Annotated in this window: 21 protein-coding genes; 13 read left to right on the top strand and 8 right to left on the bottom strand. The window is 67.8% G+C overall.

Annotated elements, in window-relative coordinates:
• Positions 1–175 precede the first annotated feature (175 nt).
• The 3 genes from BLQ70_RS19255 to BLQ70_RS19245 are packed head-to-tail and all read left to right on the top strand — an operon-like array spanning position 176 to position 3,493.
• The gene (locus tag BLQ70_RS19255; RefSeq protein ID WP_091860736.1) at positions 176–1,666 is read left to right on the top strand and encodes an ABC transporter substrate-binding protein; all 1,491 of its coding nucleotides are present in this window, start codon (positions 176–178) and stop codon (positions 1,664–1,666) included.
• A 25-nt stretch (positions 1,667–1,691) separates the two neighbouring features.
• Positions 1,692–2,636: an ABC transporter permease gene (locus tag BLQ70_RS19250; protein ID WP_091860047.1), complete on the top strand. Its 945-nt coding sequence runs from the start codon at positions 1,692–1,694 to the stop codon at positions 2,634–2,636.
• Positions 2,633–3,493, top strand: coding sequence for an ABC transporter permease (locus BLQ70_RS19245; RefSeq protein WP_091860023.1), 861 nt, complete (start codon positions 2,633–2,635; stop codon positions 3,491–3,493). Before BLQ70_RS19250 ends, BLQ70_RS19245 begins: the two co-directional genes overlap by 4 nt.
• Before the next feature lie 5 nt (positions 3,494–3,498).
• Here the strand turns inward: BLQ70_RS19245 and BLQ70_RS19240 are convergent, their stop codons facing one another.
• Positions 3,499–4,059, bottom strand: a complete 561-nt coding sequence (locus tag BLQ70_RS19240; RefSeq protein ID WP_091860021.1) for a DUF4337 domain-containing protein — start codon at positions 4,057–4,059, stop codon at positions 3,499–3,501.
• A gap of 66 nt (positions 4,060–4,125) precedes the next feature.
• Positions 4,126–5,052 carry a tyrosine recombinase XerC gene (locus BLQ70_RS19235; protein WP_091860017.1) on the bottom strand — a complete coding sequence of 309 codons (927 nt, stop codon included), beginning with the start codon at positions 5,050–5,052 and terminating at the stop codon, positions 4,126–4,128.
• Positions 5,053–5,111: 59 nt separating this feature from the next.
• On the opposite strand from BLQ70_RS19235, the gene BLQ70_RS19230 reads away from it, so the two are divergent.
• From BLQ70_RS19230 to BLQ70_RS19205, 6 genes are all read left to right on the top strand, one after another.
• Positions 5,112–7,295 (top strand): primosomal protein N', encoded by a 2,184-nt coding sequence (locus tag BLQ70_RS19230; protein ID WP_244512095.1) that lies wholly within the window; start codon positions 5,112–5,114, stop codon positions 7,293–7,295.
• Positions 7,296–7,503: 208 nt separating this feature from the next.
• A complete protein-coding gene (locus BLQ70_RS19225; protein WP_061971394.1) occupies positions 7,504–8,073 on the top strand; it encodes a F0F1 ATP synthase subunit delta in 570 nt (189 codons plus the stop codon).
• Entirely contained in the window at positions 8,073–9,605 is a 1,533-nt protein-coding gene (gene atpA / locus BLQ70_RS19220; protein ID WP_091860014.1) for a F0F1 ATP synthase subunit alpha, read from the top strand. The genes BLQ70_RS19225 and atpA overlap by 1 nt, the downstream gene beginning before the upstream one ends.
• A 164-nt stretch (positions 9,606–9,769) precedes the next feature.
• Positions 9,770–10,639, top strand: a complete 870-nt coding sequence (locus tag BLQ70_RS19215) for a F0F1 ATP synthase subunit gamma (RefSeq protein ID WP_061971397.1) — start codon at positions 9,770–9,772, stop codon at positions 10,637–10,639.
• Between the two features lie 75 nt (positions 10,640–10,714).
• Positions 10,715–12,202, top strand: a complete 1,488-nt coding sequence (gene atpD, locus BLQ70_RS19210) for a F0F1 ATP synthase subunit beta (RefSeq protein ID WP_061971399.1) — start codon at positions 10,715–10,717, stop codon at positions 12,200–12,202.
• A 131-nt stretch (positions 12,203–12,333) separates the two neighbouring features.
• On the top strand, positions 12,334–12,747 hold the full coding sequence (locus tag BLQ70_RS19205; RefSeq protein WP_061971400.1) for a F0F1 ATP synthase subunit epsilon: 414 nt from the start codon (positions 12,334–12,336) through the stop codon (positions 12,745–12,747).
• A 183-nt stretch (positions 12,748–12,930) separates the two neighbouring features.
• Here BLQ70_RS19205 and BLQ70_RS19200 read toward each other — a convergent pair whose 3' ends face one another.
• Both BLQ70_RS19200 and BLQ70_RS19195 read right to left on the bottom strand, forming a co-directional pair.
• Positions 12,931–13,425 (bottom strand): RNA pyrophosphohydrolase, encoded by a 495-nt coding sequence (locus BLQ70_RS19200; RefSeq protein ID WP_091860009.1) that lies wholly within the window; start codon positions 13,423–13,425, stop codon positions 12,931–12,933.
• Positions 13,426–13,471: 46 nt separating this feature from the next.
• Positions 13,472–13,777: an ArsR/SmtB family transcription factor gene (locus tag BLQ70_RS19195; protein WP_091860006.1), complete on the bottom strand. Its 306-nt coding sequence runs from the start codon at positions 13,775–13,777 to the stop codon at positions 13,472–13,474.
• A gap of 93 nt (positions 13,778–13,870) precedes the next feature.
• Between BLQ70_RS19195 and BLQ70_RS19190 the strand changes: the two genes are divergently transcribed.
• From BLQ70_RS19190 to BLQ70_RS19180, 3 genes are all read left to right on the top strand, one after another.
• Positions 13,871–14,971 (top strand): NADH:flavin oxidoreductase/NADH oxidase, encoded by a 1,101-nt coding sequence (locus BLQ70_RS19190; protein ID WP_091860003.1) that lies wholly within the window; start codon positions 13,871–13,873, stop codon positions 14,969–14,971.
• A 256-nt stretch (positions 14,972–15,227) separates the two neighbouring features.
• Entirely contained in the window at positions 15,228–16,289 is a 1,062-nt protein-coding gene (locus BLQ70_RS19185; RefSeq protein ID WP_170843472.1) for an ABC transporter substrate-binding protein, read from the top strand.
• Positions 16,290–16,385: 96 nt separating this feature from the next.
• Positions 16,386–18,002 (top strand): AMP-binding protein, encoded by a 1,617-nt coding sequence (locus tag BLQ70_RS19180; protein WP_091860729.1) that lies wholly within the window; start codon positions 16,386–16,388, stop codon positions 18,000–18,002.
• Here BLQ70_RS19180 and BLQ70_RS19175 read toward each other — a convergent pair.
• The 4 genes from BLQ70_RS19175 to BLQ70_RS19160 form a co-directional block, all read right to left on the bottom strand.
• Positions 17,971–19,122 carry a GNAT family N-acetyltransferase gene (locus tag BLQ70_RS19175; protein WP_091859998.1) on the bottom strand — a complete coding sequence of 384 codons (1,152 nt, stop codon included), beginning with the start codon at positions 19,120–19,122 and terminating at the stop codon, positions 17,971–17,973. The two genes, BLQ70_RS19180 and BLQ70_RS19175, sit on opposite strands and share 32 nt — an antisense overlap.
• Positions 19,123–19,232: 110 nt before the next feature.
• The gene (locus BLQ70_RS19170; RefSeq protein WP_091859994.1) at positions 19,233–20,330 is read right to left on the bottom strand and encodes a CobW family GTP-binding protein; all 1,098 of its coding nucleotides are present in this window, start codon (positions 20,328–20,330) and stop codon (positions 19,233–19,235) included.
• 14 nt (positions 20,331–20,344) lie between these two features.
• Positions 20,345–21,256 (bottom strand): DMT family transporter, encoded by a 912-nt coding sequence (locus BLQ70_RS19165; protein WP_091859940.1) that lies wholly within the window; start codon positions 21,254–21,256, stop codon positions 20,345–20,347.
• Between the two features lie 7 nt (positions 21,257–21,263).
• Positions 21,264–22,826, bottom strand: a complete 1,563-nt coding sequence (locus BLQ70_RS19160) for a D-alanyl-D-alanine carboxypeptidase family protein (RefSeq protein ID WP_170843471.1) — start codon at positions 22,824–22,826, stop codon at positions 21,264–21,266.
• Between the two features lie 215 nt (positions 22,827–23,041).
• On the opposite strand from BLQ70_RS19160, the gene BLQ70_RS19155 reads away from it, so the two are divergent.
• A complete protein-coding gene (locus tag BLQ70_RS19155) occupies positions 23,042–23,947 on the top strand; it encodes an EamA family transporter (protein WP_091859934.1) in 906 nt (301 codons plus the stop codon).
• Positions 23,948–24,033 lie beyond the last annotated feature (86 nt).

Raw genomic sequence — 24,033 nt, 5'->3', positions numbered from 1 at the left:
GCATCTCCATCGGTCGCCCCGATCTCTAGAACCGGCGGCAGCGGGGGTCAATCGCCTGGTATACTAGTGCGCCAGAGGACGGCCGCTACCTGTCGGGGATTGCTTCGGAACCAGACTTGCGCTTGTCGTATGTCCCGCGCCATCCTCGCGCCGCAACGGTACCGGAGCGATGGATATGACGACGCGGCGTGAACTCCTGGCAGGGGCGGGACTGGCAGCGCTGGCGGCGCAGCTTCCCGTCGTCGCGCTGGCGCAGGCAAAGGACAGCGTGACCCTCGCCCAGACGCTGGAGCCGCCGACACTGGACCCGACTTCCGGCGCCGCGCAGGCGATCCGCGAGGTGACGCTGCAGAACATCTTCGAAGGGCTGGTCAAGATCGACCGGACCGGCAAGCTCCAGCCCTGCCTCGCCGAGAGCTGGCAGATCGCCGACGACAACGTCACCTATCGCTTCAAGCTGCGGCAGGGCGCGAAGTTCCACGACGATACGCCGTTCACCGCCGAGCAGGTGAAGTTCTCGTTCGAGCGCGCGGTGGCACCGGATTCCACCAACGCCCAGCGCCAGCTCTTCACGCCCATCGCCGAGATCACCACGCCGGACCCGGCGACCGTGGTGATCAAGCTGAAGCAGCCGACCGCGAATTTCCTCTTCGGCCTGGCCTGGGGTGATGCGGTGATCGTGGCGCCGGCCACGGCCGCCAACAACAAGACCAATCCGGTCGGCACCGGCCCGTTCAAATTCGTGCGCTGGAACCGCGGCGACCGGCTCGAACTCGCCCGCAACGATGGCTATTGGGGCGAGAAGCCGGCGCTGGCCAAGGCGATTTTCCGCTTCATGTCGGACCCGCAGGCACAGGTCGCGGCGCTGCGGGCCGGCGATGTCGACGCCCACACCAATCTCTCGGCGCCCGAGGCGGTGCCGCAGCTCAGGGCCGATCCGAAGCTCAAGGTCACGATCGGCGGCACCGAGGGCGAGACGGTGCTCGCCACCAACAATGCCAAGCCGCCCTTCGACAATCTCAAGGTGAGGCAGGCCATTGCCCACGCGCTCGACCGCAAGACCATCGCGCTCGGCGTCTACGGCTTCGACGTCAACCTGATCGGCAGCCATTTCTCGCCGCTGCACCCGGCCTATGTCGACCTGACCGGCACCTATCCCTACGACCCCGCCAAGGCCAAGGCGCTGCTGGCAGAGGCCGGCTTCCCGAACGGCTTCAACTGCACGCTGAAGCTGCCGCCGCCCTCCTATGCCCGTCGCTCCGGCGAGATCGTCGCGGCGCTGCTTTCGCAGATCGGCATCAACGCGGCGATCGAGCCGCTCGAATTCCCGCAATGGCTGGAGCGCGTCTTCCGCAACAAGGATTACGACCTCAGCATCATCGCCCATACCGAGCCGCTCGACATCGATATCTACGCGCGCGACGGCTACTACTTCCAGTACAAGGACCCGGACTTCAAGGCGCTGATCGCCAAGATCGCCGTGACCCTGCCGGAGGCCGAGCGCAACGAGCTCTACAAGCAGGCGCAGCGCAAGCTGGCCCAGGATGCGGTCAACGGCTTCCTGTTCATCTTGCCCAAGATCACCGTGGCGAACGCCGCGCTGGAGGGGATGTGGACCGACTGGCCGCTGCCGGTGACGCCGCTGGCGGAATTGCGCTGGCGGTGAGGCCGCCGGCAGGCGGCAGGGCGTCATGATCGGCTATATCCTGCGCCGGCTCGTCGCGCTGGTGCTGACCTTGCTCGCGGCGGCGGTGGTGATCTTCGTCGTGCTCGAAATCCTGCCGGGCGACCCGGCGGCGGTGACGCTCGGCCTCAATGCCGCGCCCGAGGCGCTGACCGCGCTTCGGGCCGAGATGGGGCTCGACAAGCCGGCGGCGCTGCGCTTCTTCATCTGGCTCGGCGGGCTCGTCACCGGCGATCTCGGGCAGAGCTATACCTATCGCGTGCCAGTGCTGCAGCTCATCACCGAGCGCATGGCGGTGACCTTACCGCTTGCGCTGATGGCGATCGCACTGGCCACCGCGATCGGCATTCCGCTCGGCATGCTCGCGGCCTCGCGCCATGGCCGGCTGGCCGATGCAGGCGTCATGGCCTTCGCGCAGGCCGGGCTCGCCATCCCGAATTTCTGGTTTGGTCTGCTGCTCGTGCTCGTCTTCGCGGTCGGGCTCGGCTGGCTGCCGGCCGGCGGCTTTCCGGGCTGGCAAGCGGGGATAGGCGTCTCGCTGAAGGCGCTGCTGATGCCGGCGCTGGCCTTGGCGCTGCCGCAGGCGGCGATCATCGCGCGGGTGACGCGCTCCTCGATGCTCGACACGCTGCAGGAGGATTTCGTCCGCACCGCCCGCGCCAAGGGCTTGAGCGAGGGCACGACGATGCGCCGGCATGCGCTGCGCAACGCGCTGATCCCGGTCGTCACCATCCTCGGCCTCCAGTTCTCCGTGCTGATCGCAGGCGCCATCATCATCGAGAACGTCTTCGCCCTGCCGGGACTGGGCCGGCTCGTCTTCCAGGCCATCGCCCAGCATGACCTGATCGTGGTCAAGGACCTCGTCATGCTCTTCGCCGGGCTGGCGATCCTGATCAATTTCGCGGTCGAACTGCTCTACGGGCTGATCGATCCCCGCCTGAGGCAGTCATGAGCGCGGCTGAGGACAAGGTGCTCGGCGGCAAGCGGCACTGGTGGCTCGCGCCTTCCTTCGTGATCGGCGCTGTGCTGGCCATGCTCGTCGTCGCGGCGGCTCTCGTTTCCTATGTCTGGACGCCCTATCAGCCGACGCAGATGATGATCCTGAACCGCCTGAAGGGGCCGTCGGCGGCAAACTGGTTCGGCACCGACCAGTTCGGCCGCGATGTCTTCTCGATGATCATGGTCGGTGCGCGCAATTCGCTGGCGGTGGGCCTGGGTGCGGTCGGCATCGGCATGGTCGTCGGGACGGCGCTGGGGCTCGCGGCCTCGGTCCGGCGCGACGGCCTCCTCGACCATGCGATCATGCGCACGGCCGATTTCACCCATGCCTTCCCGGCCGTGCTGACCGCGATCATGATGACCGCGATCGTCGGGCCCGGCATGCTCAACGCGGTCGTCGCCATCGCCGTGCTGAACCTGCCCTATTTTGCCCGGCTCGCGCGCGGCGCGGCCCTGCAGGTCTGGGCGCAGGACTTCATCCAGGCGGCGCGGGCGGCTGGGCTCAATAACCGGCAGATCACGCTACGCCATGTCCTGCCCAATATCGCCGGCATCCTGGTGGTGCAGGCGACGATCCAGTTTGCGCTCGCGGTGCTGGCCGAGGCCGGCCTGTCCTATCTCGGGCTCGGCACGCAGCCGCCGAACCCGTCCTGGGGACGGATGCTCAACGAGGCGCAGACCTTCATGGCGGCGCAGCCCTGGCTTGCGATCTTCCCGGGTGCCGCGATTGCGCTGACCGTGCTCGGCTTCAACCTGCTCGGCGATGGCCTGCGCGACGCGGTCGATCCACGCCTGCGGCGCAGCCGGTAACGTTCTCAGAACAGCGCGGTCGGAGCGAACTGGGCCAGCGCCATCAGCGCGATGCCGGTGAGGCCGAGCAGGCCACCGGTCGCGGCGAGGAGGCCGACGCCGGTGATGATCGCGGCGGACGAGATGACGATCGCGATCTGGATCAGGCCTGACGCGATGTCGAACTTGTCGTCGCGGGCTGCGGCAATGTCGCGCTGGGCTTCGGCCGCCTTGGCACGGGCGGCGAGCTCCTTGCGGCCCTCGTTGGTCTCGGGCTCGGAATCGTAGCGCGCGACGGTCTGCTTCCAACTCTCGATGCGCTTGGTCAGGCGCTGCCGGGCGGCCTCGTCGGTGACGCCGGCAAGCTCGACCTCCAGCGCCTCGGTCGCGGTGCGCACCGTCGTGCCGCGGATCGTCTTGGCCTGGAAGAAGGCCCAGAGATTGGAGGCCTCGATATTCTTGGCGACGGCCTCCTGCTCGGCATTCTTCCCGCCGATCTCGGAGAAGGCGAGCGTGAGCGCGAGCAGCGCGATCAGCAGCGCGACGCGCTTGTTGCCGCCCTGGGGCGTTTCGACGGAGTCGGACACGAATCACCTCGCAAGGCTGCTGTGGCGGCGCTGTTTAAGGTTTTCCGTTTGGGCAGCAAGAGGGCGTCAGCGGCCGGCGCGCGGATGGGCCGCGTCATAGGCGGCCATCAGGCGGGCCGAATCGATGCGGGTATAGATCTGCGTCGTCGAGAGCGAGGCGTGGCCCAGCAGTTCCTGAATGGCGCGCAGATCGCCGCCGCGCCCGAGCAGATGCGTGGCGAAGGAATGGCGCAACGAGTGCGGCGTGGCGGAGGAGGGCAGGCCGAGCGCGCCGCGCAGGCCCTCGACCGCGAGCTGGATGATACGGGGCGAGAGCGGCCCGCCCTTGGCACCGACGAACAGCGGCCCTTCCGGCGGCAACCGCCAGGGACAGAGCTTCAGGTACTCCGCGATCGCCGCGATCACGACGGGCAGCACCGGCACCATCCGCGTCTTGCTGCCCTTGCCGATGACGGTCAGCGTATCGCCGGCCTGCTGCGGGGCCTGGGTGCGGGCGAGCGAGAGCGCCTCCGAGATGCGCAGGCCGCTGCCATAGAGCAGGCCCAGGACGGCAGCGTCGCGAGCAAGGATCCATTGCTCGCGCTCTTCGCCGGCGCGGGTATCGGCCTGGGTGACGGCGCGGGCGGCCGAGGGCTCGAGCGGGCGCGGCAGCGACTTGCCGAGGCGTGGGCCGCGGGTCGCGGCGAAGGCAGCGGCGGTGAGCTTGCCGTTCCGCTCGCCGAACCGGGCGAAGGAGCGGAGCGCTGCGAGCTGGCGCATCAAGGTGCGGTTGCCGACGCCGTCGCGCCGGCGCTGGCCGAGGAAGGCGCGCAGGTCGACGGGTTTGAGCGCGGCGACGTCGGAAAGCGAGGGCGCGCCGTCGAGATGCTCGGTGAGGAAAGCATGGAACTGGCCGAGGTCGCGGGCATAGGCCTCCAGCGTCTTCGGCGAAAGGCGCCGCTCGGCCGAGAGGTGCTGGAGCCAGTCGCTACGGAAGGAGTCGAAATCGGTCATCGCGGAAGCATGACGCTCCTGCCTTAACAGCAGCCGAATCGGTGCTAGACACTGGCGCGATGGATGAGACGGCGGACATGATCGAAGGCGGCACGGTCGATGTGCTGATCCCGCTCGGGCTCGATCAGGCCTATAGCTATGCCGTGCCGGCCGGGCTCGTGCTCAAGCCCGGCGATGTCGTGCAGGTGCCGCTCGGCCCACGCGAGACGGTCGGCGTCGTCTGGGATGTCGGTTCCGGGCGCGGCGGCAACCTCAAGAAGGTCACCGGCAAATACGATATGCCGCCGCTCGACCCGGCGCTGCGCAAGCTCGTCGACTGGGTCGCATGGTACACGCTCGCACCGAAGGGCTCGGTACTGGCGCTGGCTCTGCGCCGACAACCGGACGATACGCCCGAGCGACCGAAGCTCGGGGTGAGGTTAGCAGGCCCGCCGCCAGGGCGGATGACTCCGGCGCGGGCGCGGGCGATCGCGGCGGCCGAGGGCGGGTTGCTGATCGGCAAATCGGCGCTGGCCGAGGCGGCTTCCGTCAGCGCGGCCGTGATCGATTCCCTCGTCGATGCCGGCACCTTCATCGTCGAACCCTTGCCGCGCGAGGCGATCGCCGCCTTGCCCGATCCCGACCATGCCGTGCCGGAGCTTTCGGAAGGGCAGGCGGAGGTCGCGCAGGCGCTGGTCCAGTCCGTGCAGGCGAAGGCCTTCGGTGTCTCGCTGCTCGAAGGCGTCACCGGCTCGGGCAAGACGGAGGTCTATTTCGAGGCGGTGGCGGAGGCGATCCGGCTGGGGCGGCAGAGCCTGATCCTGATGCCGGAGATCGCGCTGACCGCGCAGTTCATCGACCGGTTCGAAGCGCGTTTCGGCGTCAGGCCGGGCCTGTGGCATTCGGCGGTGACGGGCCGCAAGCGCGAGCGCCTGCAGGCGGCGATCGCATCAGGGGAGGCCAAGGTCGTGGCCGGCGCCCGCTCGGCCCTGTTCCTGCCCTATAGCGATCTCGGCCTCCTCGTCGTCGATGAGGAGCATGAGAGCGCCTACAAGCAGGAGGACGGCGTCTCCTATCATGCGCGCGACATGGCGGTGGTACGGGGCCGGATCGAGAATGCGCCCGTCGTGCTGGCTTCGGCGACGCCCTCGTTGGAAACCCGCGTCAATGCCGAGCGCGGTCGCTATGCCCATCTCAAGCTGCCGGAGCGTTTCGGCGGGCGCGAATTGCCGCAGCTGGGCCTCGTCGACCTGCGCCGCGACAAGCCGGAGCGCGGGCGCTGGCTCTCGGGCGCACTGATCAAGGCGGTCGAGGCCAATCTGGAGGCGAAGGAGCAGTCACTGCTCTTCCTCAACCGGCGCGGCTATGCCCCGCTGACGCTGTGCCGCGATTGCGGCCACCGCTTCCAGTGCCCGAACTGCTCAGCCTGGCTGGTCGACCATCGTTTTCGGCGGGCGCTGGTCTGCCATCATTGCGGCCATGTCGAGCGTCGGCCGCATGAATGCCCGGCCTGCCACAAGCCCGAGAGCTTGGTCGCTTGTGGCCCGGGTGTGGAGCGGCTGGCCGAGGAGGTCGCGACGCTTTTTCCACAGGCGCGTTCGATCGTGCTCTCCAGCGATTTTCCGGGAGGGACAGAAAGGCTGAAGACGGAACTGATGGCGGTGGCCGAAGGCGAATTCGATATCGTCATCGGCACGCAGCTCGTGGCCAAGGGCCATAATTTTCCCGGCATGACGCTGGTTGGCGTGATCGACGCCGATCTCGGCCTCACATCCGGCGATCCGCGCGCGGCGGAGCGAACCTTCCAGGCTTTGCGACAGGTCACCGGGCGCGCAGGGCGGGGCGAGAAACCCGGCCGCGCCCTGCTTCAGACGCATGACCCGGAGCATCCTGTGCTCAAGGCGCTGATCTCGGGCGATCCGGAGCGGTTTTATGCCGCAGAGGAGGCATCGCGGGAGGCGGCGGGCCTGCCGCCCTTCGGGCGACTGGCGGCGCTGATCGTCTCCGCCAACAACCAGGCCGAGGCCGAAAGCCATGCGCGGGCGCTGGCGCGCTGCGCCGAGGCCAATGACGGAATCATGGTGCTGGGGCCGGCGGAAGCGCCCTTGGCGGTGCTGCGCGGGCGCCATCGCATGCGCCTGATCGTCAAGACGGCGCGCGAGATCAACCTGCAGGACTATCTGCGCGGCTGGCTGAAACGGGCGCCCCGGCCAAAGGGCTCGGTCCGGGTCGCGGTGGACGTCGATCCGCAAAGCTTCCTTTGAAGAGGTGAAAGGCGCGGCAAAATCGCCGCTTGTGACGACCAATCAGCGATTGCGCGGCCCGGAACCGCATGCTAGTGCACCGCCACATTTCGGTCGCGAAGTCGTCTTGCCGACTTCGGGCCTATGATACTCGCAGTGTCGGGAGCATACACTCCACCTTCGTCAGGAAGGTCGCCGGTGTGGTCCCTTGAAACGAGAGACGGGAAGCGTGGCTGAAGGCGGATCGCAGGGGACATTGGTGTCGGGCGTAGCTCAACGCTATGCCACCGCTCTGTTCGAGTTGGCTCAGGAGGCAGGCGCGATCGACGCCGTCGCGGCCGCTCTGGATAGCTTCAACGGTCTGCTCGCCGAGAGCGAGGACCTCCGTCGCCTGATCGAGAGCCCGGCCTTCACCGCCGAGGAGCAGGTCGCGGCGATCAAGGCCGTGCTCGAGAAGGCTGGCATCACCGGCATCGCCGCCAATTTCATCGGCCTCGTCGCCAGCAAGCGCCGCCTCTTCGCGCTGCCGGGCATGATCGCCGGCTACAAGCGTCTGGTCGCCGAGGCCAAGGGCATCGTCTCCGCCGAGGTGACGGTCGCCGAGCAGCCCACGGCCAAGCGCGTCGACGAGATCCGCGCGGCGCTGAAGGGCGTCGCCGGCAAGGATGTCGACGTCTCGATCAAGATCGACCCGGCCCTGATCGGCGGGCTCATCGTCAAGATGGGCTCCCGCATGGTCGACGCCTCGCTGAAAACCAAGCTCAATTCAATTCGTCTTGCCATGAAAGAGGTCGGCTGATGGACATCCGCCCCGCTGAAATCTCCGCCATCCTGAAGGCTCAGATCTCGAATTTCGGCTCGGAAGCTTCGGTCACCGAAGTCGGCCAGGTTCTCTCCGTCGGCGACGGTATCGCCCGCGTCTACGGCCTCGACAAGGTCCAGGCCGGTGAGATGGTCGAGTTCGAGTCCGGCGTGCGCGGCATGGCGCTCAACCTCGAGAGCGACAATGTCGGCGTCGTGATCTTCGGTTCCGACCGCGAGATCAAGGAAGGCCAGACCGTCAAGCGCACCGGCGCCATCGTCGACGTTCCCGTCGGCAAGGAGCTGCTCGGCCGCGTCGTCGACGCGCTCGGCAACCCGATCGACGGCAAGGGCCCGATCAAGTCCAAGACCCGCGCCCGCGTCGACGTCAAGGCGCCCGGCATCATCCCGCGCAAGTCGGTGCATGAGCCGATGGCGACCGGCCTCAAGGCGGTCGACGCCCTGATCCCGATCGGCCGTGGCCAGCGCGAGCTGATCATCGGCGACCGCCAGACCGGCAAGACCGCCCTGGCGCTCGACACGATCCTGAACCAGAAGCCCCTCAACGTCGAAGGCGCTCCGGAGAGCCAGAAGCTCTACTGCGTCTACGTCGCCGTCGGCCAGAAGCGCTCGACCGTCGCCCAGCTCGTGAAGGTGCTCGAGGAGCGCGGCGCGATGGAGTATTCCATCGTCGTGGCCGCCACCGCCTCGGACGCCGCTCCGATGCAGTTCCTGGCGCCCTTCGCCGGCTGCGCCATGGGCGAGTTCTTCCGCGACAACGGCATGCATGCCGTCATCATCTATGACGACCTCTCCAAGCAGGCCGTCGCCTACCGCCAGATGTCGCTGCTGCTGCGCCGCCCGCCGGGCCGCGAGGCCTATCCGGGCGACGTGTTCTATCTCCACTCCCGCCTGCTCGAGCGCGCGGCGAAGATGGGTGAGGCCGCCGGCCTCGGCTCGCTGACGGCGCTGCCGGTCATCGAGACCCAGGCGAACGACGTCTCGGCCTATATCCCGACCAACGTGATCTCGATCACCGACGGCCAGATCTTCCTGGAGACGGACCTGTTCTACCAGGGCATCCGCCCGGCCGTGAACGTCGGTCTCTCGGTGTCGCGCGTCGGTTCGTCGGCGCAGACCAAGGCGACCAAGAAGGTCGCCGGCAAGATCAAGGGCGAGCTCGCCCAGTATCGCGAGATGGCCGCCTTCGCGCAGTTCGGCTCGGACCTCGACGCGGTCACGCAGCGCCTGCTCAACCGCGGCGCCCGCCTGACCGAGCTCCTGAAGCAGCCGCAGTTCTCGCCGCTGAAGATGGAAGAGCAGGTCGTCGTGATCTATGCCGGCGTGAACGGCTATCTCGACGCGCTTCCGGTCAACAAGGTCCGCGCCTTCGAGGACGGCCTGCTCTCGCTGGTCCGCGGCAAGCATGCCGACATGCTCAACGAGATCGGCACGTCGAAGGACCTGTCGGACGCCAACGCCGCCAAGCTCAAGGACATCGTGACGGGGTTCGCGAAGTCCTTCGCCTGAGGACGGGCTTCCCGTCATGGTCGGCCTCGTGCCGGCCATTCACGCCTTGCGGCCGATCGAGCAAGGTGGGCGGGAGTGAGGACATGGGTGCTCGGGACAAGCCCGGGCATGACGGAATGAGACGTAGATGGTCAGTTTCGACCATGACGGGGTGAGAGCGCCACATGCCTTCTTTGAAGGACCTTAGAAACCGCATCGCTTCGGTGAAGTCGACGCAGAAGATCACCAAGGCCATGCAGATGGTCGCGGCTGCCAAGCTGCGCCGCGCGCAGTCGGCTGCCGAGGCTGCGCGCCCCTATGCCGAGCGCATGGAGACGGTGCTGTCGAATCTCGCGTCCGGCGTCTCCGGTTCGAGCGCGCCGCGCCTGATCGCCGGAACGGGCTCCGACAAGGTGCATCTGCTGCTGGTTCTGACCGCCGAGCGCGGCCTGTGCGGCGCCTTCAACTCCTCGATCGCGCGTCTCGCTCGCGACAAGGCGCTGGCGCTGAAGGCCGAAGGCAAGACGGTCAAGATCATCTGCGTCGGCAAGAAGGGCTACGACATCCTGCGCCGCCAGTTCGCGGCCGAGATCATCGAGTTCATCGATCTGCGCGAGTTCAAGCAGGTCGGCTTCGCCAACGCGGAGACGATCGCCCAGAACGTGCTGGCGCGTTTCGGCAATGGCGAATTCGACGTCGCGACGCTGTTCTTCTCGCGCTTCCGCTCGGTGATCGCCCAGATCCCGACGGCGCAGCGCATCATCCCGGCCGAGATCCCGGAAGGGACGAAGCAGACCGACGCGGTCTACGATTACGAGCCGGACGAGGGCGAGATCCTCGAGGCGCTGCTGCCGCGCAACCTCACCGTCCAGATCCTGCGCGGGCTGCTCGAGAACGCCGCTTCCGAACAGGGCGCGCGCATGTCGGCGATGGATTCCGCCACGCGCAATGCCGGCGAGATGATCAAGAAGCAGACGCAGATCTACAACCGCTCGCGCCAGGCGATGATCACCAAGGAACTGATCGAGATCATCTCCGGCGCGGAAGCGCTATAACCGCCTAATCTTTCGTCGGCGGAGTGATCCGCCGGCAGCCGCAACATCCGAATGCGCTAGTCCCGAGGTTCCACCATGGCCAAAGCCGCTACCAAGACCACCAAGACGAAGACCGCCGAGAAGCCCGCCAATACCGGCACCGGCCGCGTTACCCAGGTCATCGGCGCGGTCGTCGACGTGCAGTTCGACGGCGCCCTGCCGGAGATTCTGAACGCGCTCGAGACCGACAACCTCGGCAACCGCCTGGTCCTCGAGGTCGCCCAGCATCTCGGCGAGAACACCGTCCGTACCATCGCGATGGACGCCACCGAAGGTCTGGTTCGCGGCCAGTCCGTCACCGACACCGGCGCGCCGATCGCGGTTCCGGTCGGCGACGAGACGCTCGGCCGCATCATGAACGTCATCGGCGAGCCGGTCGACGAGGCCGGCCCGATCCTGACCACGGCCCGCCGCGGCATCCACCAGCCGGCCCCGAGCTATGCCGAGCAGGCGACGGACGCCCAGATCCTCGTCACCGGCATCAAGGTCGTCGACCTGCTGGCGCCCTACGCCAAGGGCGGCAAGGTCGGCCTGTTCGGCGGCGCCGGCGTCGGCAAGACCGTGCTGATCATGGAGTTGATCAACAACGTCGCGAAGGCCCATGGCGGCTACTCCGTGTTCGCCGGCGTCGGCGAGCGCACCCGCGAAGGCAACGATCTCTATCACGAGATGATCGAGTCCAACGTCAACAAGAACCCCAAGGAGAACAACGGTTCGACCGCTGGCTCCAAGTGCGCTCTCGTTTACGGCCAGATGAACGAGCCCCCGGGCGCCCGCATGCGCGTTGCGCTCGCCGGCCTGACCATCGCGGAAGATTTCCGCGACAAGGGCCAGGACGTGCTGTTCTTCGTCGACAACATCTTCCGCTTCACGCAGGCCGGTTCGGAAGTGTCCGCGCTGCTTGGCCGCATTCCTTCGGCGGTGGGCTATCAGCCGACGCTCGCCACCGACATGGGCAACCTGCAGGAGCGCATCACCACCACCAACAAGGGCTCGATCACCTCGGTGCAGGCGATCTACGTCCCGGCCGACGACTTGACCGACCCGGCGCCCGCGACCTCGTTTGCCCACCTTGACGCCCGTACCGTGCTGTCGCGTTCGATCGCGGAAAAGGGCATCTACCCGGCGGTCGACCCGCTCGACTCGACCTCGCGCATGCTCTCGGCCGACATCGTCGGCGAGGAGCATTACGCCGTCGCGACCGCGGTCCAGCAGACGCTGCAGCGCTACAAGTCGCTGCAGGACATCATCGCGATCCTGGGCATGGATGAGCTCTCCGAAGACGACAAGATGACGGTGGCGCGCGCCCGCAAGATCGAGCGCTTCATGTCGCAGCCCTTCTTCGTCGCGGAGGTTTTCACCGGCTCGCCCGGCAAGCTCGTCCCGCTTGAGGACACCATCAAGGGCTTCAAGGGCCTGATCGAGGGCAAGTACGACCACCTGCCGGAAGCGGCCTTCTACATGGTCGGCTCGATCGAGGAAGCTGTCGAAAAGGCGCAGCGCCTGGCCGCCGAGGCCGCGTAAGCCTCTCGCGACCGGCGCTTCCGGGCGGCTGCTGCTGCCTGGAACCATGCCGGGCATAGGTTGTTGACAGATCTGGCAAGCCCCGGGCCCGGTATCCGCGGCCGGGGTGAGGTCGGAGGAAAAGACAGGCGATGGCCACCTTCAAGTTCGAACTCGTCTCGCCGGAGCGCATCCTGTTCTCGGGTGAGGTCGTCAGTGTCATCGTCCCGTCGACCGAGGGCGAGATGACCGTGCTTGCCGGGCACGCGCCGCTGGTGGCGACGCTCAAGGCCGGCATCGTCTTCGTCCAGACGACGGACCAGAACGGCAAGGAATTCTTCGTCAATGGCGGCCTCGCCGAGGTCAACCAGGAAACGATGACCATCCTGGCCGAGCAGGGCAAGTTCCTCGAGGATGTCGATAGCGCCGTGCTCGACGCCGAGATCCTGACGGCCGAGACCCGCCTCGCCGGTTCGCACAACGACGATGAGAAGAAGCGCCTGCGGGAGGCGCTGGTGCAGTTGCGCGAATTCAAGCATGTCTTCGAGCAGCGCAAGGCGGCGTGATCCGCCCTTCAGCTTTGAAATTCGGAAGGGCCGCGCAAGCGGCCCTTTTTCGTTTCTAAATGTGCATTCTTGTCATTCCGGGGGGAGCGAAGCGGGGACCCGGAAGCCACGACTGGGTGTCTCGTCCTTTGGTGGTTTCCGGATCTGCGCCGCTTCGCGGCTTGTCCGGAATGACAAGACGGGTCAGGTCGCAGCGAAACCCGCAAACGCCTGCGCCACCTTCTCGTAGACCGGGCGCTTGAACGGCACGACCAGCTCCGGCATCTCCGCAAGCGGGCGCCAGCGCCATTCGCTGAATTCCGGCGGCTCGTCGCCATTGGGCTTGCCGATGTCGAACGTGCTCTCGCTGCCGGTGAAGCGGAAGGCGACCCAGCGCTGGCGCTGGCCGCGGAAGGCCGAAAGCTTGTGCCAGGGGCCGTCATAGGGCGGGAAGTCGTAGCTCCACCAGTCCTCGGTCACAGCGAGCAGCTCGGCCTCCGTGACGCCGCTCTCCTCCTCCAGCTCGCGACGGGCAGCAGCGACGATGTCCTCGTCGGGATCGATGCCGCCTTGCGGCATCTGCCAGTCGAAGCCGGGCAGGACGATCTCGGGTCCGGCGCTGTGCGAGCGGCCGGCGAAGACCAGACCCTGCGCATTGAACAGGGCGATGCCGACATTGGGGCGGTAGGGGAGGTTCATGGCGCGAACATAGGGTGAGGCCAGGCGAAGCGAAACCGGTTGCGGATCAACCGCCTGACTTGGGAACGACGCAAGCGAGCAGGCCGGGGAAGCGCTGCTCGATATCGTCGCGACGCAGGGCGTTCATCCGGCTCACGCCCTTGTTGCGGGTGCGGATCAGGCCGGCCTCGCGCAGGACGCGGAAATGATGCGAGACGCTGGATTTAGGCCGGTCGCCCTCCAGAGCCTGGCAGCTCTGCTCACCTTCCACTGCCAGCCGGCGCACGACTTCGAGCCGAAACGGATCGCTCAAGGCATGGAAGACGTCTTCGAGCGCGATCTCTTCGGAGGCGGGTAGGCGGGCGTGTCGCATGGCCGGCAGCCTATCACAGGGTTTTGAACTTGCCAAAGTTCGAAAAATATCGAACTATCGAAACATAGAAACCCACCTGCGTGGAGCCGCATCATGCCTGGCCTGTTCGATCCCTTCAGTCTGAAGGACGTCACCCTCCGCAACCGCATCATCGCCTCGCCGATGTGCCAGTACATGGCACAGGACGGCGTCGCCAACGAATGGCACCGGGCGCATCTCGCCGGGCTGGCACGTGGTGGTACCGGCCTCGTGGTGATCGAAGCGACCGGCGTCTCGCCGGAAGGCCGGATCACGCCTGGCTGCCTCGGCCTGTGGAATGACGGGCAGGCGGAGGCGCTGGCGCCGATCGTCGCGGAGATGCGCAAGGCCGGTGCGGTCGCCGGCATCCAGATCGGCCATGCCGGGCGCAAGGCCAGCGCCAACCTGCCCTGGGAAGGCGACGACCATATCCCGGCCAATGACGTGCGCGGCTGGGAGACGATCGCGCCCTCGGCGGTCGCACAGGGCGGCGGGCTGCCGCGTGTGCCCCGTGCGATGACCACGGCCGATATCGAGCGCGTGCGCGGCGATTTCGTCGCCGCGGCCGAGCGGGCCCGCGACATCGGCATCCAGTGGCTGAAGCTGCATTTCGCCCATGGCTATCTCGCGCAGAGCTTCCTCTCGACCCATGCCAACAAGCGCGAAGACGCCTATGGCGGCAGCTTCGAGAACCGCAGCCGTTTCCTGATCGAGACGCTGGCCGCCGTGCGCAAGGTCTGGCCGGAGAACCGGCCGCTCTCCGTCCGGCTCGGCGTGATCGAATATGATGGGCGCGACGAGGAGACGCTCGCCGAGGCGATCGAGCTGGTGAAACGCCTGAAGGACGAAGGGCTCGATTTCATCGATGTCAGCGTCGGCTTCTCGACCAATGAAGCGAAGATTCCGTGGGGGCCGGCCTTCCTGGCGCCGGTCGCCGAGCGGGTGCGGCGCGAGACCGGCCTGCCGGCCTCGACGAGCTGGTACATCAGCAAGCCCGAGCACGCCGACGCGCTGGTGCGGGAAGGCAAGGTCGATCTGGTGACGCTGGGCCGGCCGCTGCTGGCCGATCCGCATTGGCCTTATGCGGCGGCGCAGGCGCTCGGTGTCGAGAACCCGGCCTGGGCGACCCTGCCGGCACCCTATGCGCATTGGCTGGCGCGCTATCGCGCCGCCTGAGGCGTTTCACTCGAAGCGAGATGCGATGAGAGAGGGGCCTTGCGGCTCCTCTTTTCATGTTTGGTGCGGCGTTGCTCGCTCGACGCGCGGGAAATGCTCGCCTCTGCGGTGATAAATGCGGCCTGGGACCGCCGATAATGCGTTTTTGCCAGGGAACTTCTTCGGTGTTGACGCCATTTCAACATCTTATGATGTCAACAAGACTGGACGCACGGATATGCCGTGCCCCAACCAGCATGGCGCCCGGAGGCCAGACATGCCGATCGCTTCGCCCTCTCGCTCCTCTGTCCTGTGCCGGCGCGGTTTTGGGCAGCTGGCGGTCGGGGCCGTGGCGGCCTGTTTCGCCGGAGGCCGACTGGCCCATGCGCAGGGTAACACCGCTATCCGCTTCGCGCTGGACCGCCGGTTCGATGCGCTGACGGCGCCGTTCCTGGCGGCACAGGACAAGGGTTATTTCGGCACCGAAGGGCTCGATGTCGTGATCGAGCCGGGCAATGGCGCACGCGCCATGCTGCAGCGCCTGGCCGCCGGCACGCAGGATGCAGGCTTCGGCGATATCAACGCGCTGATCCGCTTCCGCGACGAGAATCCGAGCGCTGATCTCAAGGCGGTGATGATCATCCATGATCGGCCGGGCTATGCCGTGATCGGCCGCAAGAGCCGGGGGATCACGACCGCCCCGACGAGCCTCGAAGGCCGCAAGCTCGGCACGGCCAGCATCGATGCGAGCTTCGCGCAATGGCCGATCTTCAAGAGCCTCAACAAGATCGACGACAGCAAGATCCGGATCGAGACCATCGGCCTGCCGGTGCGCGAGCCGATGCTGGCTTCCGGTGAGATCGATGCCCTCTTCGCCTTCGGCCCGTCGACCGCCGTCTCGTTGAAGGCGCGCGGCGTGCCCGGCGAGGATATCGTGCTGATGGACATGGCCGATCACGGCCTGCTGCTCTACGGCAGCGCGGTGATCGTCTCCGGCAAGTTCGCCGCGGCCAAGCCGGATGCCGTGCGCGGGCTCGTGCGTGCCGTCATGCGCGGCGTCCGCGATACCGTGGTCAATCCCGGTGCTGGCGCGCAATCCGTCCTGCGCCGCAACGAGAGCGCCCAGGCCGACGTGGAGCGCGACAAGCTCGCCGCCGTGATCGAGCGCAACATCCTGACCCCGTATGTCCGCGCGCATGGTCTGGGTGGGATCGACCGCGAGCGCTGGGCACAGGCGCTGGACCAGCTCGTCCTGGCGGGGAGCTTCCGTGACAAGGCGCGGGCAGGCGATGCGTTTACCGACGCCTATCTGCCTCCTGCCGGCGAACGCATGTTCTGAGCGCATCATTACGCTGGGAGATGGTACGCAAGACGCGGGTGACAGCCGGGAGCGGCCTGCCTATCGTGCCGCGCCTCCCACCGGACGTTTATTTTGATCCTGCCAGACCTGACCGATTACGCTGCGTTGCGCGAGCGCTTCCGCTGGCGCATTCCGGAACGCTACAACATCGCCGTGGACGTCTGCGACCGCTGGGCCGCTGCAGAGCCTGATCGTCCGGCCATCATCGAGGTGTCGCAGGACTGGCAGGTGAGTCCGGTCAGCTTCGGCTGGCTGAGCGAGCATTCCAACCGGTTGGCCAATGCGCTGCGGGTGCGCGGCGTCGGTCGTGGCGACCGCATCGCCATCCTGCTGCCGCAGGGGCGAGCGGTGCTGACGGCGCATCTCGCCGCCTATAAGCTCGGCGCCATCGCTGTGCCCCTGGCGGCGCTGTTCGGCGTCGATGCGCTCGCCTATCGCCTGACCGACTCGGCTGCGAAGGTCGTGGTGACCAATGCCGCCGGGCTGGCGAAGCTCGGCCAGATCGCTCAGCCGCTGCCGGAGCTCGGCTTACGCATTTCCACCGATGGTGCTGATGGCGCGGTCGAAGGCTGGGACGCGCTGCTGGCGGAAGGCAGCCCGGATTTCACGGCCGTAGAGACGACGCCGGACGATCCGGCGCTGATGATCTACACCTCGGGCACGACAGGCAATCCGAAGGGCGCGCTGCATGGCCACCGTGTCCTGCCCGGCCATCTGCCGGGCGTGCAGATGCCCCATGAATTCATGCCGCAGCCGGGCGATCTCGCCTGGACGCCGGCCGACTGGGCCTGGGCCGGCGGCCTGCTCAACATGCTGCTGCCGGCACTGCATTTCGGAGTCGCGGTCGTGGCGCGGCCGGTGACGCGCTTCGAGCCGGAGGAGGCCTATCGGCTGATCCAGGATCTCGGCATCCGCAACGCCTTCGTACCGCCGACCGCGCTCCGGATGATGCGCGGCGCGGGCAGCCCGCAGGGGCGCTGGCGCCTGAACCTGCGCACGGTCGCTGCGGCCGGCGAGGCGCTCGGCGCCGAGACCCTGGAATGGGGGCGCGAGGCACTTGGCCTCACCATCAACGAGGCCTATGGCCAGACCGAATGCAACCTCGTGCTCGCCTCGAGCGCGGCGCTCGGCGTCAGCCGCCCGGGCGCGATCGGCAAGGCGGTGCCGGGCCATGAGGTCGCGATCATCCGGCCGGACGGCACGGTCTGCGCCGCCGGCGAGGAAGGCCAGATCGCCGTGCGCCGGCCCGATCCGGTAATGTTCCTGGAATATTGGCGCAATCCGGAGGCGACGGCGGCGAAGTTCGTCGGCGACTGGATGACGACCGGCGACGAGGGCGTGCAGGACGAGGATGGCTATGTCCGCTTCATCGGCCGCGACGACGACGTCATCACCTCCTCGGGCTATCGCATCGGGCCGGGCGAGATCGAGGATTGCCTGCTGCGGCATCCGGCGGTGGCGCTGGCGGCGGCGGTCGGCAAGCCCGATCCGCTGCGGACCGAGATCGTCAAGGCCTTCGTCGTCCTGAAGCCCGATTATCGCGGCTCGAAAGCCCTGGTCTCGGAGTTGCAGAACTTCGTGCGGGCGCGGCTTTCGGCGCATGAATACCCGCGGGAGATCGCCTTCCGCGACGAGCTGCCGCTGACGACGACGGGCAAGATCATCCGTCGACTGCTGCGGGCCGAGGCCTGAACAGCGCGCGTCCGATCTTTTCGCGCATGCGGGCAGCGAGGTCGGCCGGCCGGCGCGCGGGCTGCTGGCGGCGCCAGGTGAGGCTGATCGTGCCGAAGGCCTCGTTGCGGGCGCCGAAGAGCGGCAGGCCGCCAGGCAGCAGTATTTGCCGCGAGGGCTGCGCCTTGCGCATCATGGCGAGCAGCATCGGCAGGGGCTCCAGCGCTGCGAAGGCTTCGTCGCCGACGCCGTGATAGAGCCAGCAGGAGGCGCCCTTTCCAAGCGTGAGCGCCGCTGCGATCGGCCGGTCGTCCAGCACCAGCACGGCGATCCGGCAGAGCCTCTGCCGGCCGAGATCGCGGCTCATGCTGCGGAGGAATCCGACCTCGCGGGTGTCCTGCAGCGTTGCTTTGCCGGCCCGGCCGCGCGAGCCCGAGGCCTCGATCGCCAGCAGAATCTCGACGGCGTCACGCCGGTCCACCTGGTTCGTGGCTTCGGCAAGGATCAGGCGGCCCTTGTCCCGCAAGATCTCGTCGGAGGCGGCGATGCGGGCGGTGGGTGGCAGCTCGAGCCTGCGGCCGATGAGCGGCTGCCAACCGACCGTCACGCCATGGCCGCCAGCGACGCGCGCGAGCGCGGTGGCGAAGGCGCCCGCGGGATCGATTCCCGAGAGAGAGAACGCCCCTGTGGCATGGCTGCGGCCGCGCCAGTCACGCAGGAAAGCGGCCAGAGCAGGCGCGGCGAAGCTGCGGTCGAGCAGCGGCGTGCCATTCAGCAGGCGCGGATCGGCGAAGCCTTCCAGCGTATCGGACGCGAAGACATGGCGCTGCGTCCGGCAGGGAATGAGCCCAACGAGACGGCGCTGCGCCGAGCCCGGACCGCCCTGCCAGAGCAGCATCAGCTCGACGTTGCGGAAGGAGATGAGATGCTGGGCGGCTGCAAGCGCGAAGCCCGGTTCGAGGCAGGGATTGGCTTCAAGGGCGCGGCTTGCGAGGTCGGCCCATTCGTGGCGGATGCTCTCGCAGGCGGCGAGCGCGCGCAGCTCGCTGTAGACCGCCGCATCCGGGTGGGGAAGCGGCGGGTATGGCCGGGCTGCGGTCGCGGTGCCGTCGGTCGCTGCCAGAGCCGTGATCGTGCTCATCTGCCCGTACCCTCGCTGGATCGTTCCGGCGCGTTGCTGTGCCGGAATGGCAAGGCACGCGGGCGCGCCTCATCGATCAGGGGTTTGGGTTCAAGAAACGGGCCGACAGGTCAGGCGGGCTGCGGCTGCGCGGATGCCTGACCAAGGAAGGCGGACCAGAGCTTGCGCACGGTGTCCTCCTCGACGTCCTTGACGATCAGGACGAGGCGAGAGCGGTGATCCGCATCCGGCCAGGCATCGAGCTGGATCGGCGGATGCAGGATCTGCTGAACGGCATGGACGAGCAGGGGGCGGCCGGGCTCGCCGGCGATGTCCACCAGCCCCTTCAAGCGCAGCAGGCGTGGGCCGTGGATCGAGCGCAGCAGGGTCCAGAACAGGTCGAAGGTGGTGCGGGCGACTGGTTGCTCCGCGGTCAGGACGAAGGCGCGGATCGAGGCGTCGTGGCGGTTGACGTCATGCGGGTCCTGACGATCGCCATGGTCGTGCCCATGATGGTGGTGATCGTGGTCGTGATGATGGTGGTGGCCGGGCAACGCGTCTTCGGCCAGCCAGTGGCGCAGGGCATGGGGCTGTTGCGCGAGATCGTAGAGACCGGCGCCGATCAGATCGGTGGCGGGGGCGTCCGACCGCAGGACAGCGATGCCCGGATTGAGCCCGTCGAGACGCTCGCGCAGGACGGCCAGGCTCCCCGATGCGGCGAGCTCGGTCTTGGTCAGGACGAGCCGGTCGGCGGCGACGACCTGGCGCCGCGCCTCCTCATGCGCATCGAGCGTCGCCATGCCGTTGACCGCGTCGACCAGCGTGACGACGCCGTCGAGCCGGAAGCGCATCGCGAGATAGGGGTGGTTGATCAGGACGTTCAGGATCGGCGCGGGGTCGGCGAGGCCGGTCGTCTCGATGACGAGGCGCGAGAAGGGCGCGATACGGCCATTGTCGCGCCCGCGCAGCAGGTCCTCCAGCGTGACGATGAGATCGTCGCGGATGGTGCAGCAGAGGCAGCCGGATTCGAGGAGGATCATGTTCTCCTCGACGCCCTCGATCATCAGGTGATCGAGGCCGATCTCGCCGAACTCGTTGACGAGCACGAGCGTGCCGGCGAGCGTCGGGTCCTTCAGCAGGCGGTTCAGCAAGGTGGTCTTGCCGGCGCCGAGGAAGCCGGTCAGCAGGGTGAGCGGAACGGGGAGGGGGCGGGCAGGGTCGCCGGTCATGAATCGCTGAGCCTTTAGGCAGGCACGGTGCTCCGCCTCGTTTGTTCTAATATTACATTAGTGGCGATGGCGGCGATGACAAGGGCGCAGCCGGCATATTGCAGCGGGCCCAGCCGCTCAGTGAGCACGACGGCGGCGATGATGACGGCGAAGACCGGCTCGGCGCAGAAGGCAAGCCCGGCCGGGCCCGGCGCGATGCGGGCGAGCGCCAGGATCTGGAACAGGAAGCCGACGACATAGCCGCCATAGGTGATGGCGACGGCGATCGGCGCGAGCAGGAAGGTCTGTGGCGGCAGGAAGCCGCCGGTCGCCAGCAGCACCAGCGCCGCGACCGGCAGGATGACGACATGCGACCAGAACAGTTTGGGCAGGGTCGGCGTTTCCGCGCAGCGGGCAGCGGCGAAGAACTGCGCGGCCGCACTGAGGCTCGCCAGCATCGCGAGCGCCAGGCCGCGCGGATCGAGCCCGTGCAGGTCAGGCCCGACGACGAGGGCGATGCCGAGAAAGGCTGCGAGGGCGACCGCCAGCCTGTCGGCGCGGAAGGGGGCAGGGGTCAGAACCGGCTCGGCCAGAACGATCAGGATCGGAAAGGTGTAGAACACCACCGCCGCGACCGAGACGGGCACGAAGGCGACCGATGAGAGATAGGCGATGCCGACCAGCGCCGTCGCCAGGCCGAAGAGCAGCACGGGCTGCCGCTCGCCGCGCCGCAGGGCCAGCGATCCACGCCAGAAGAGAGCGGCTCCCCCGACGAGGACGAGCATCAGGAAAACGCGGTAGAAGACGAGCAGCGGGCCGCTCAGGCCCGCCTGGCCGGCGATCTGGGCACTGACGATATTCGTGCCGAAGGCAGCGGCCGAAGCCAGCGCCAGGACGAATCCCCGGCGCTCGCTGATTTGGTCCCGGTCAGGGCTGCCTGGGTTCAATCAGGCCTCAGGCGTCGTTGCCGGGCTTGGCCTTGGCTCCGGCTGCGGGCTTGGCCGCCGGCGGCTTCGCGGCAGCCTGGGAAGGCTTGGGCTTGGCCGGCAAGGTGCGGGCCGGCGGGGTCTTGAGCGGCTGGGCCTTTGCCGGCTGGGTCTTGGCGGCCTGCGCCTTGCGCGGGGCGGGCTTGATGCCGGCCGCCGCGCCGGGGCGCAGGCTCGCGGTATTGGCGGCGCCGGGCCGGACGGCGCCCTGGAGGCGCAGCGGGCCGCCTTCGAAGGCATCGGTCGAGGGCTGGACCGGCGCGCTTGCGGGCGCGAAGGCGGTTGTGCCGCGCGGGATCGCGCCGTTGCTCGAAGCGGTGCGACGGGTCGGGGGAATGGCGAGGCCGGCGGCGACCGGAGCATCCGGCTCGATCGTCGGGGTACCGCGGGCGACGCGCGAGCTCGGCTGCGCCGTGGCATTGGCGGCGAGCGGGGCGGAAGCGGAGCCCGGCGAGCGGCCGAAGGAGACCTGGATCGGGAAGACCTGGGCGCGCGGGCCCAGCGTGATGCGTCCGCGCGAGGAACGGCTCGCGACCGGTGCGGCCGACTGGGCGGAGAGCGCCGTCGCAAAGCGCCCGCCATCGGCTTCGTTGCCGCTATTGGCGGTGGCCATGGCCGAGATCGGGCCGGAGAGATCGGCATCGTCGGCGAGCGCGGCCCCGCCGCCGCGATGGCGCACATCGTCGCAGATATTGGGCGCGCGGGTGCCGCTCGGCGGCATCGAGGCGACGCTGTAGCCGGTGCCGCCCCAGGAGGCGAAGCCCGCATCGAGAAGCTGGGCTGCCTGCACCGTCCGCTCGGCGCCGGAAAGCGAGCCCAGGACGATGGCGATCAAGGTGCGTCCGCCGCGGCTCGCCGTTGCGACCACGTTGAAGCCGGAGGCGCAGGTGAAGCCGGTCTTCATGCCGCTGATGCCGGAATAGCGCCCGACCAGCCCGTTGGTGTTGTGCATCACCTGCTTGCCGAGCTGCACGGCCGAGGTGCCCCAGTAATCGGAATAATCAGAGAAATCATGCATCAGCGCCATGGCGAGCACGGCGAGGTCGCGGGCGCTGGTCTGCTGGTCCGGATTGTCCCAGCCATTGGGGTTGACGAAGCGGGTATCGCGCATGCCGAGGCGCTGCGCTTCCGCGTTCATCATGGCGACGAAGCTCGGAACGTCGCCGCCGACGCCCTCGGCCACGACATAGGCGATGTCGTTGGCCGATTTCACCATCATGATGCGCAAAGCGTTGTCGAGCGTGATCTCCGACCCCGGCTTTGCATAGACCTTCACGCGCGGCTGGCTGGCGGCGAGCTTCGAGACCGGGATAGCGGTCTCCAGGCTCAAACGCCCTTCCCGCACCGCCTTCAGCGCGAGATAGATCGTCATCATCTTGGTCGTGGAGGCCGGACGCCAGGCCTGGTTCGCATTCTCGCTCGACAGCACAGCACCGCTTGAGGCGTCGATGACGATGCTGGTTCCGGCATAGGCCGGCCCCGTCAGGACGGCTCCGAGGGCGAGGGCGGCTGCGAGGCGGGAAGCGATCATCGGGCGGGTCTGAACCTGTCTTGCTCGGAGCGGTCTTGCGGATAGCTTGGCCAGTGACGACGGCGCACGGTTCAACGCGATGCATGCGGCAATTTCGAGACAGCCGCCACAATCGCCCGCCCGTGAATGCATACCTACCCCTTGCGCAGCGATTTGCCTAGCTGCGGCGGGCGGTCCACAAGCGACGCCTCCTTCGCTTTTCTAGGGCTTGTCGCGTGGCTTTCGGCCTTCTCTGGATACCGGCGACCATCATCGCCTCGCTCTTGCAGACCGCGCGCAACCTGGCGCAGCGCTCGCTCACCGAAACCATCGGCGTCGTCGGGGCGACGCAGGTCCGCTTCCTGTTCGGCCTGCCCTTCGCGATGCTGTTCCTGGCGCTCGCCTGCCTTGGTCTGCAGCGATTGCCCCCGGAGATCGGCATGGCCTCGTTCGGCTATACGCTCTGGGGGGCGCTGACGCAGATCGCCGCCACCGCGCTGATGCTGGCAGCGATGCGCGAGCGCTCCTTCGCGGTGACGACGGCCTATACCAAGACCGAGCCGGTGCAGGTCGCGCTGTTCGGTGCGGCGCTGCTCGGCGATGCGCTGACACCGATGAAGTTCCTGGCGATCGCGATCGCGACGGCCGGCGTGATCGTGGTGTCGTGGAAGCCCGGCGAGAAACTGACGCGCGCAGGCCTGCGGCCGGCGGTGCTCGGCATCGTCTCCGGAGCCTTCTTCGCGCTCTCGGCGATCGGCTTCCGCGGTGGCATCCAGGCGCTGCCCGAGGGTGAGTTCCTGATTCGGGCCTCGACCATCCTCGTGCTCGGCCTCGGGCTCCAGATCCTGCTGCTGGTGGCCTATATGCTGGTCGCCGACCGGCAGGCGCTGATCCTTAGCCTGAAGAGCTGGCGCCGCTCGCTCTCGGCCGGCTTCCTCGGCGCGGCCGCCTCGCAGTTCTGGTTCATCGGCTTTTCGCTGACGACGGCGGCCAATGTCCGGACGCTGGCTTTGATCGAGGTGCCGCTGGCGCAGATCGCCTCGCGCAAACTGTTCGCGGAGGGGACGAGCCGGCGCGAAATCCTGGGCATGGCGATGATTGTCGGCGGGGTCGGGCTGCTGCTGTCTCTGGCGTTGCGATGAACGGACGGGGCCGCTAGTGCTGGAGGCAGATGCCCTGCCAGCCGATCCGTGCACGGCCACCATGCGCGGATACCGGCTTGCCCGAT

Source organism: Allobosea robiniae, assembly GCF_900102525.1.
In the GTDB taxonomy this organism is placed as follows: Bacteria; Pseudomonadota; Alphaproteobacteria; order Rhizobiales; family Beijerinckiaceae; genus Allobosea; species Allobosea robiniae.
This window is presented reverse-complemented; position numbering and strand designations above follow the sequence as displayed.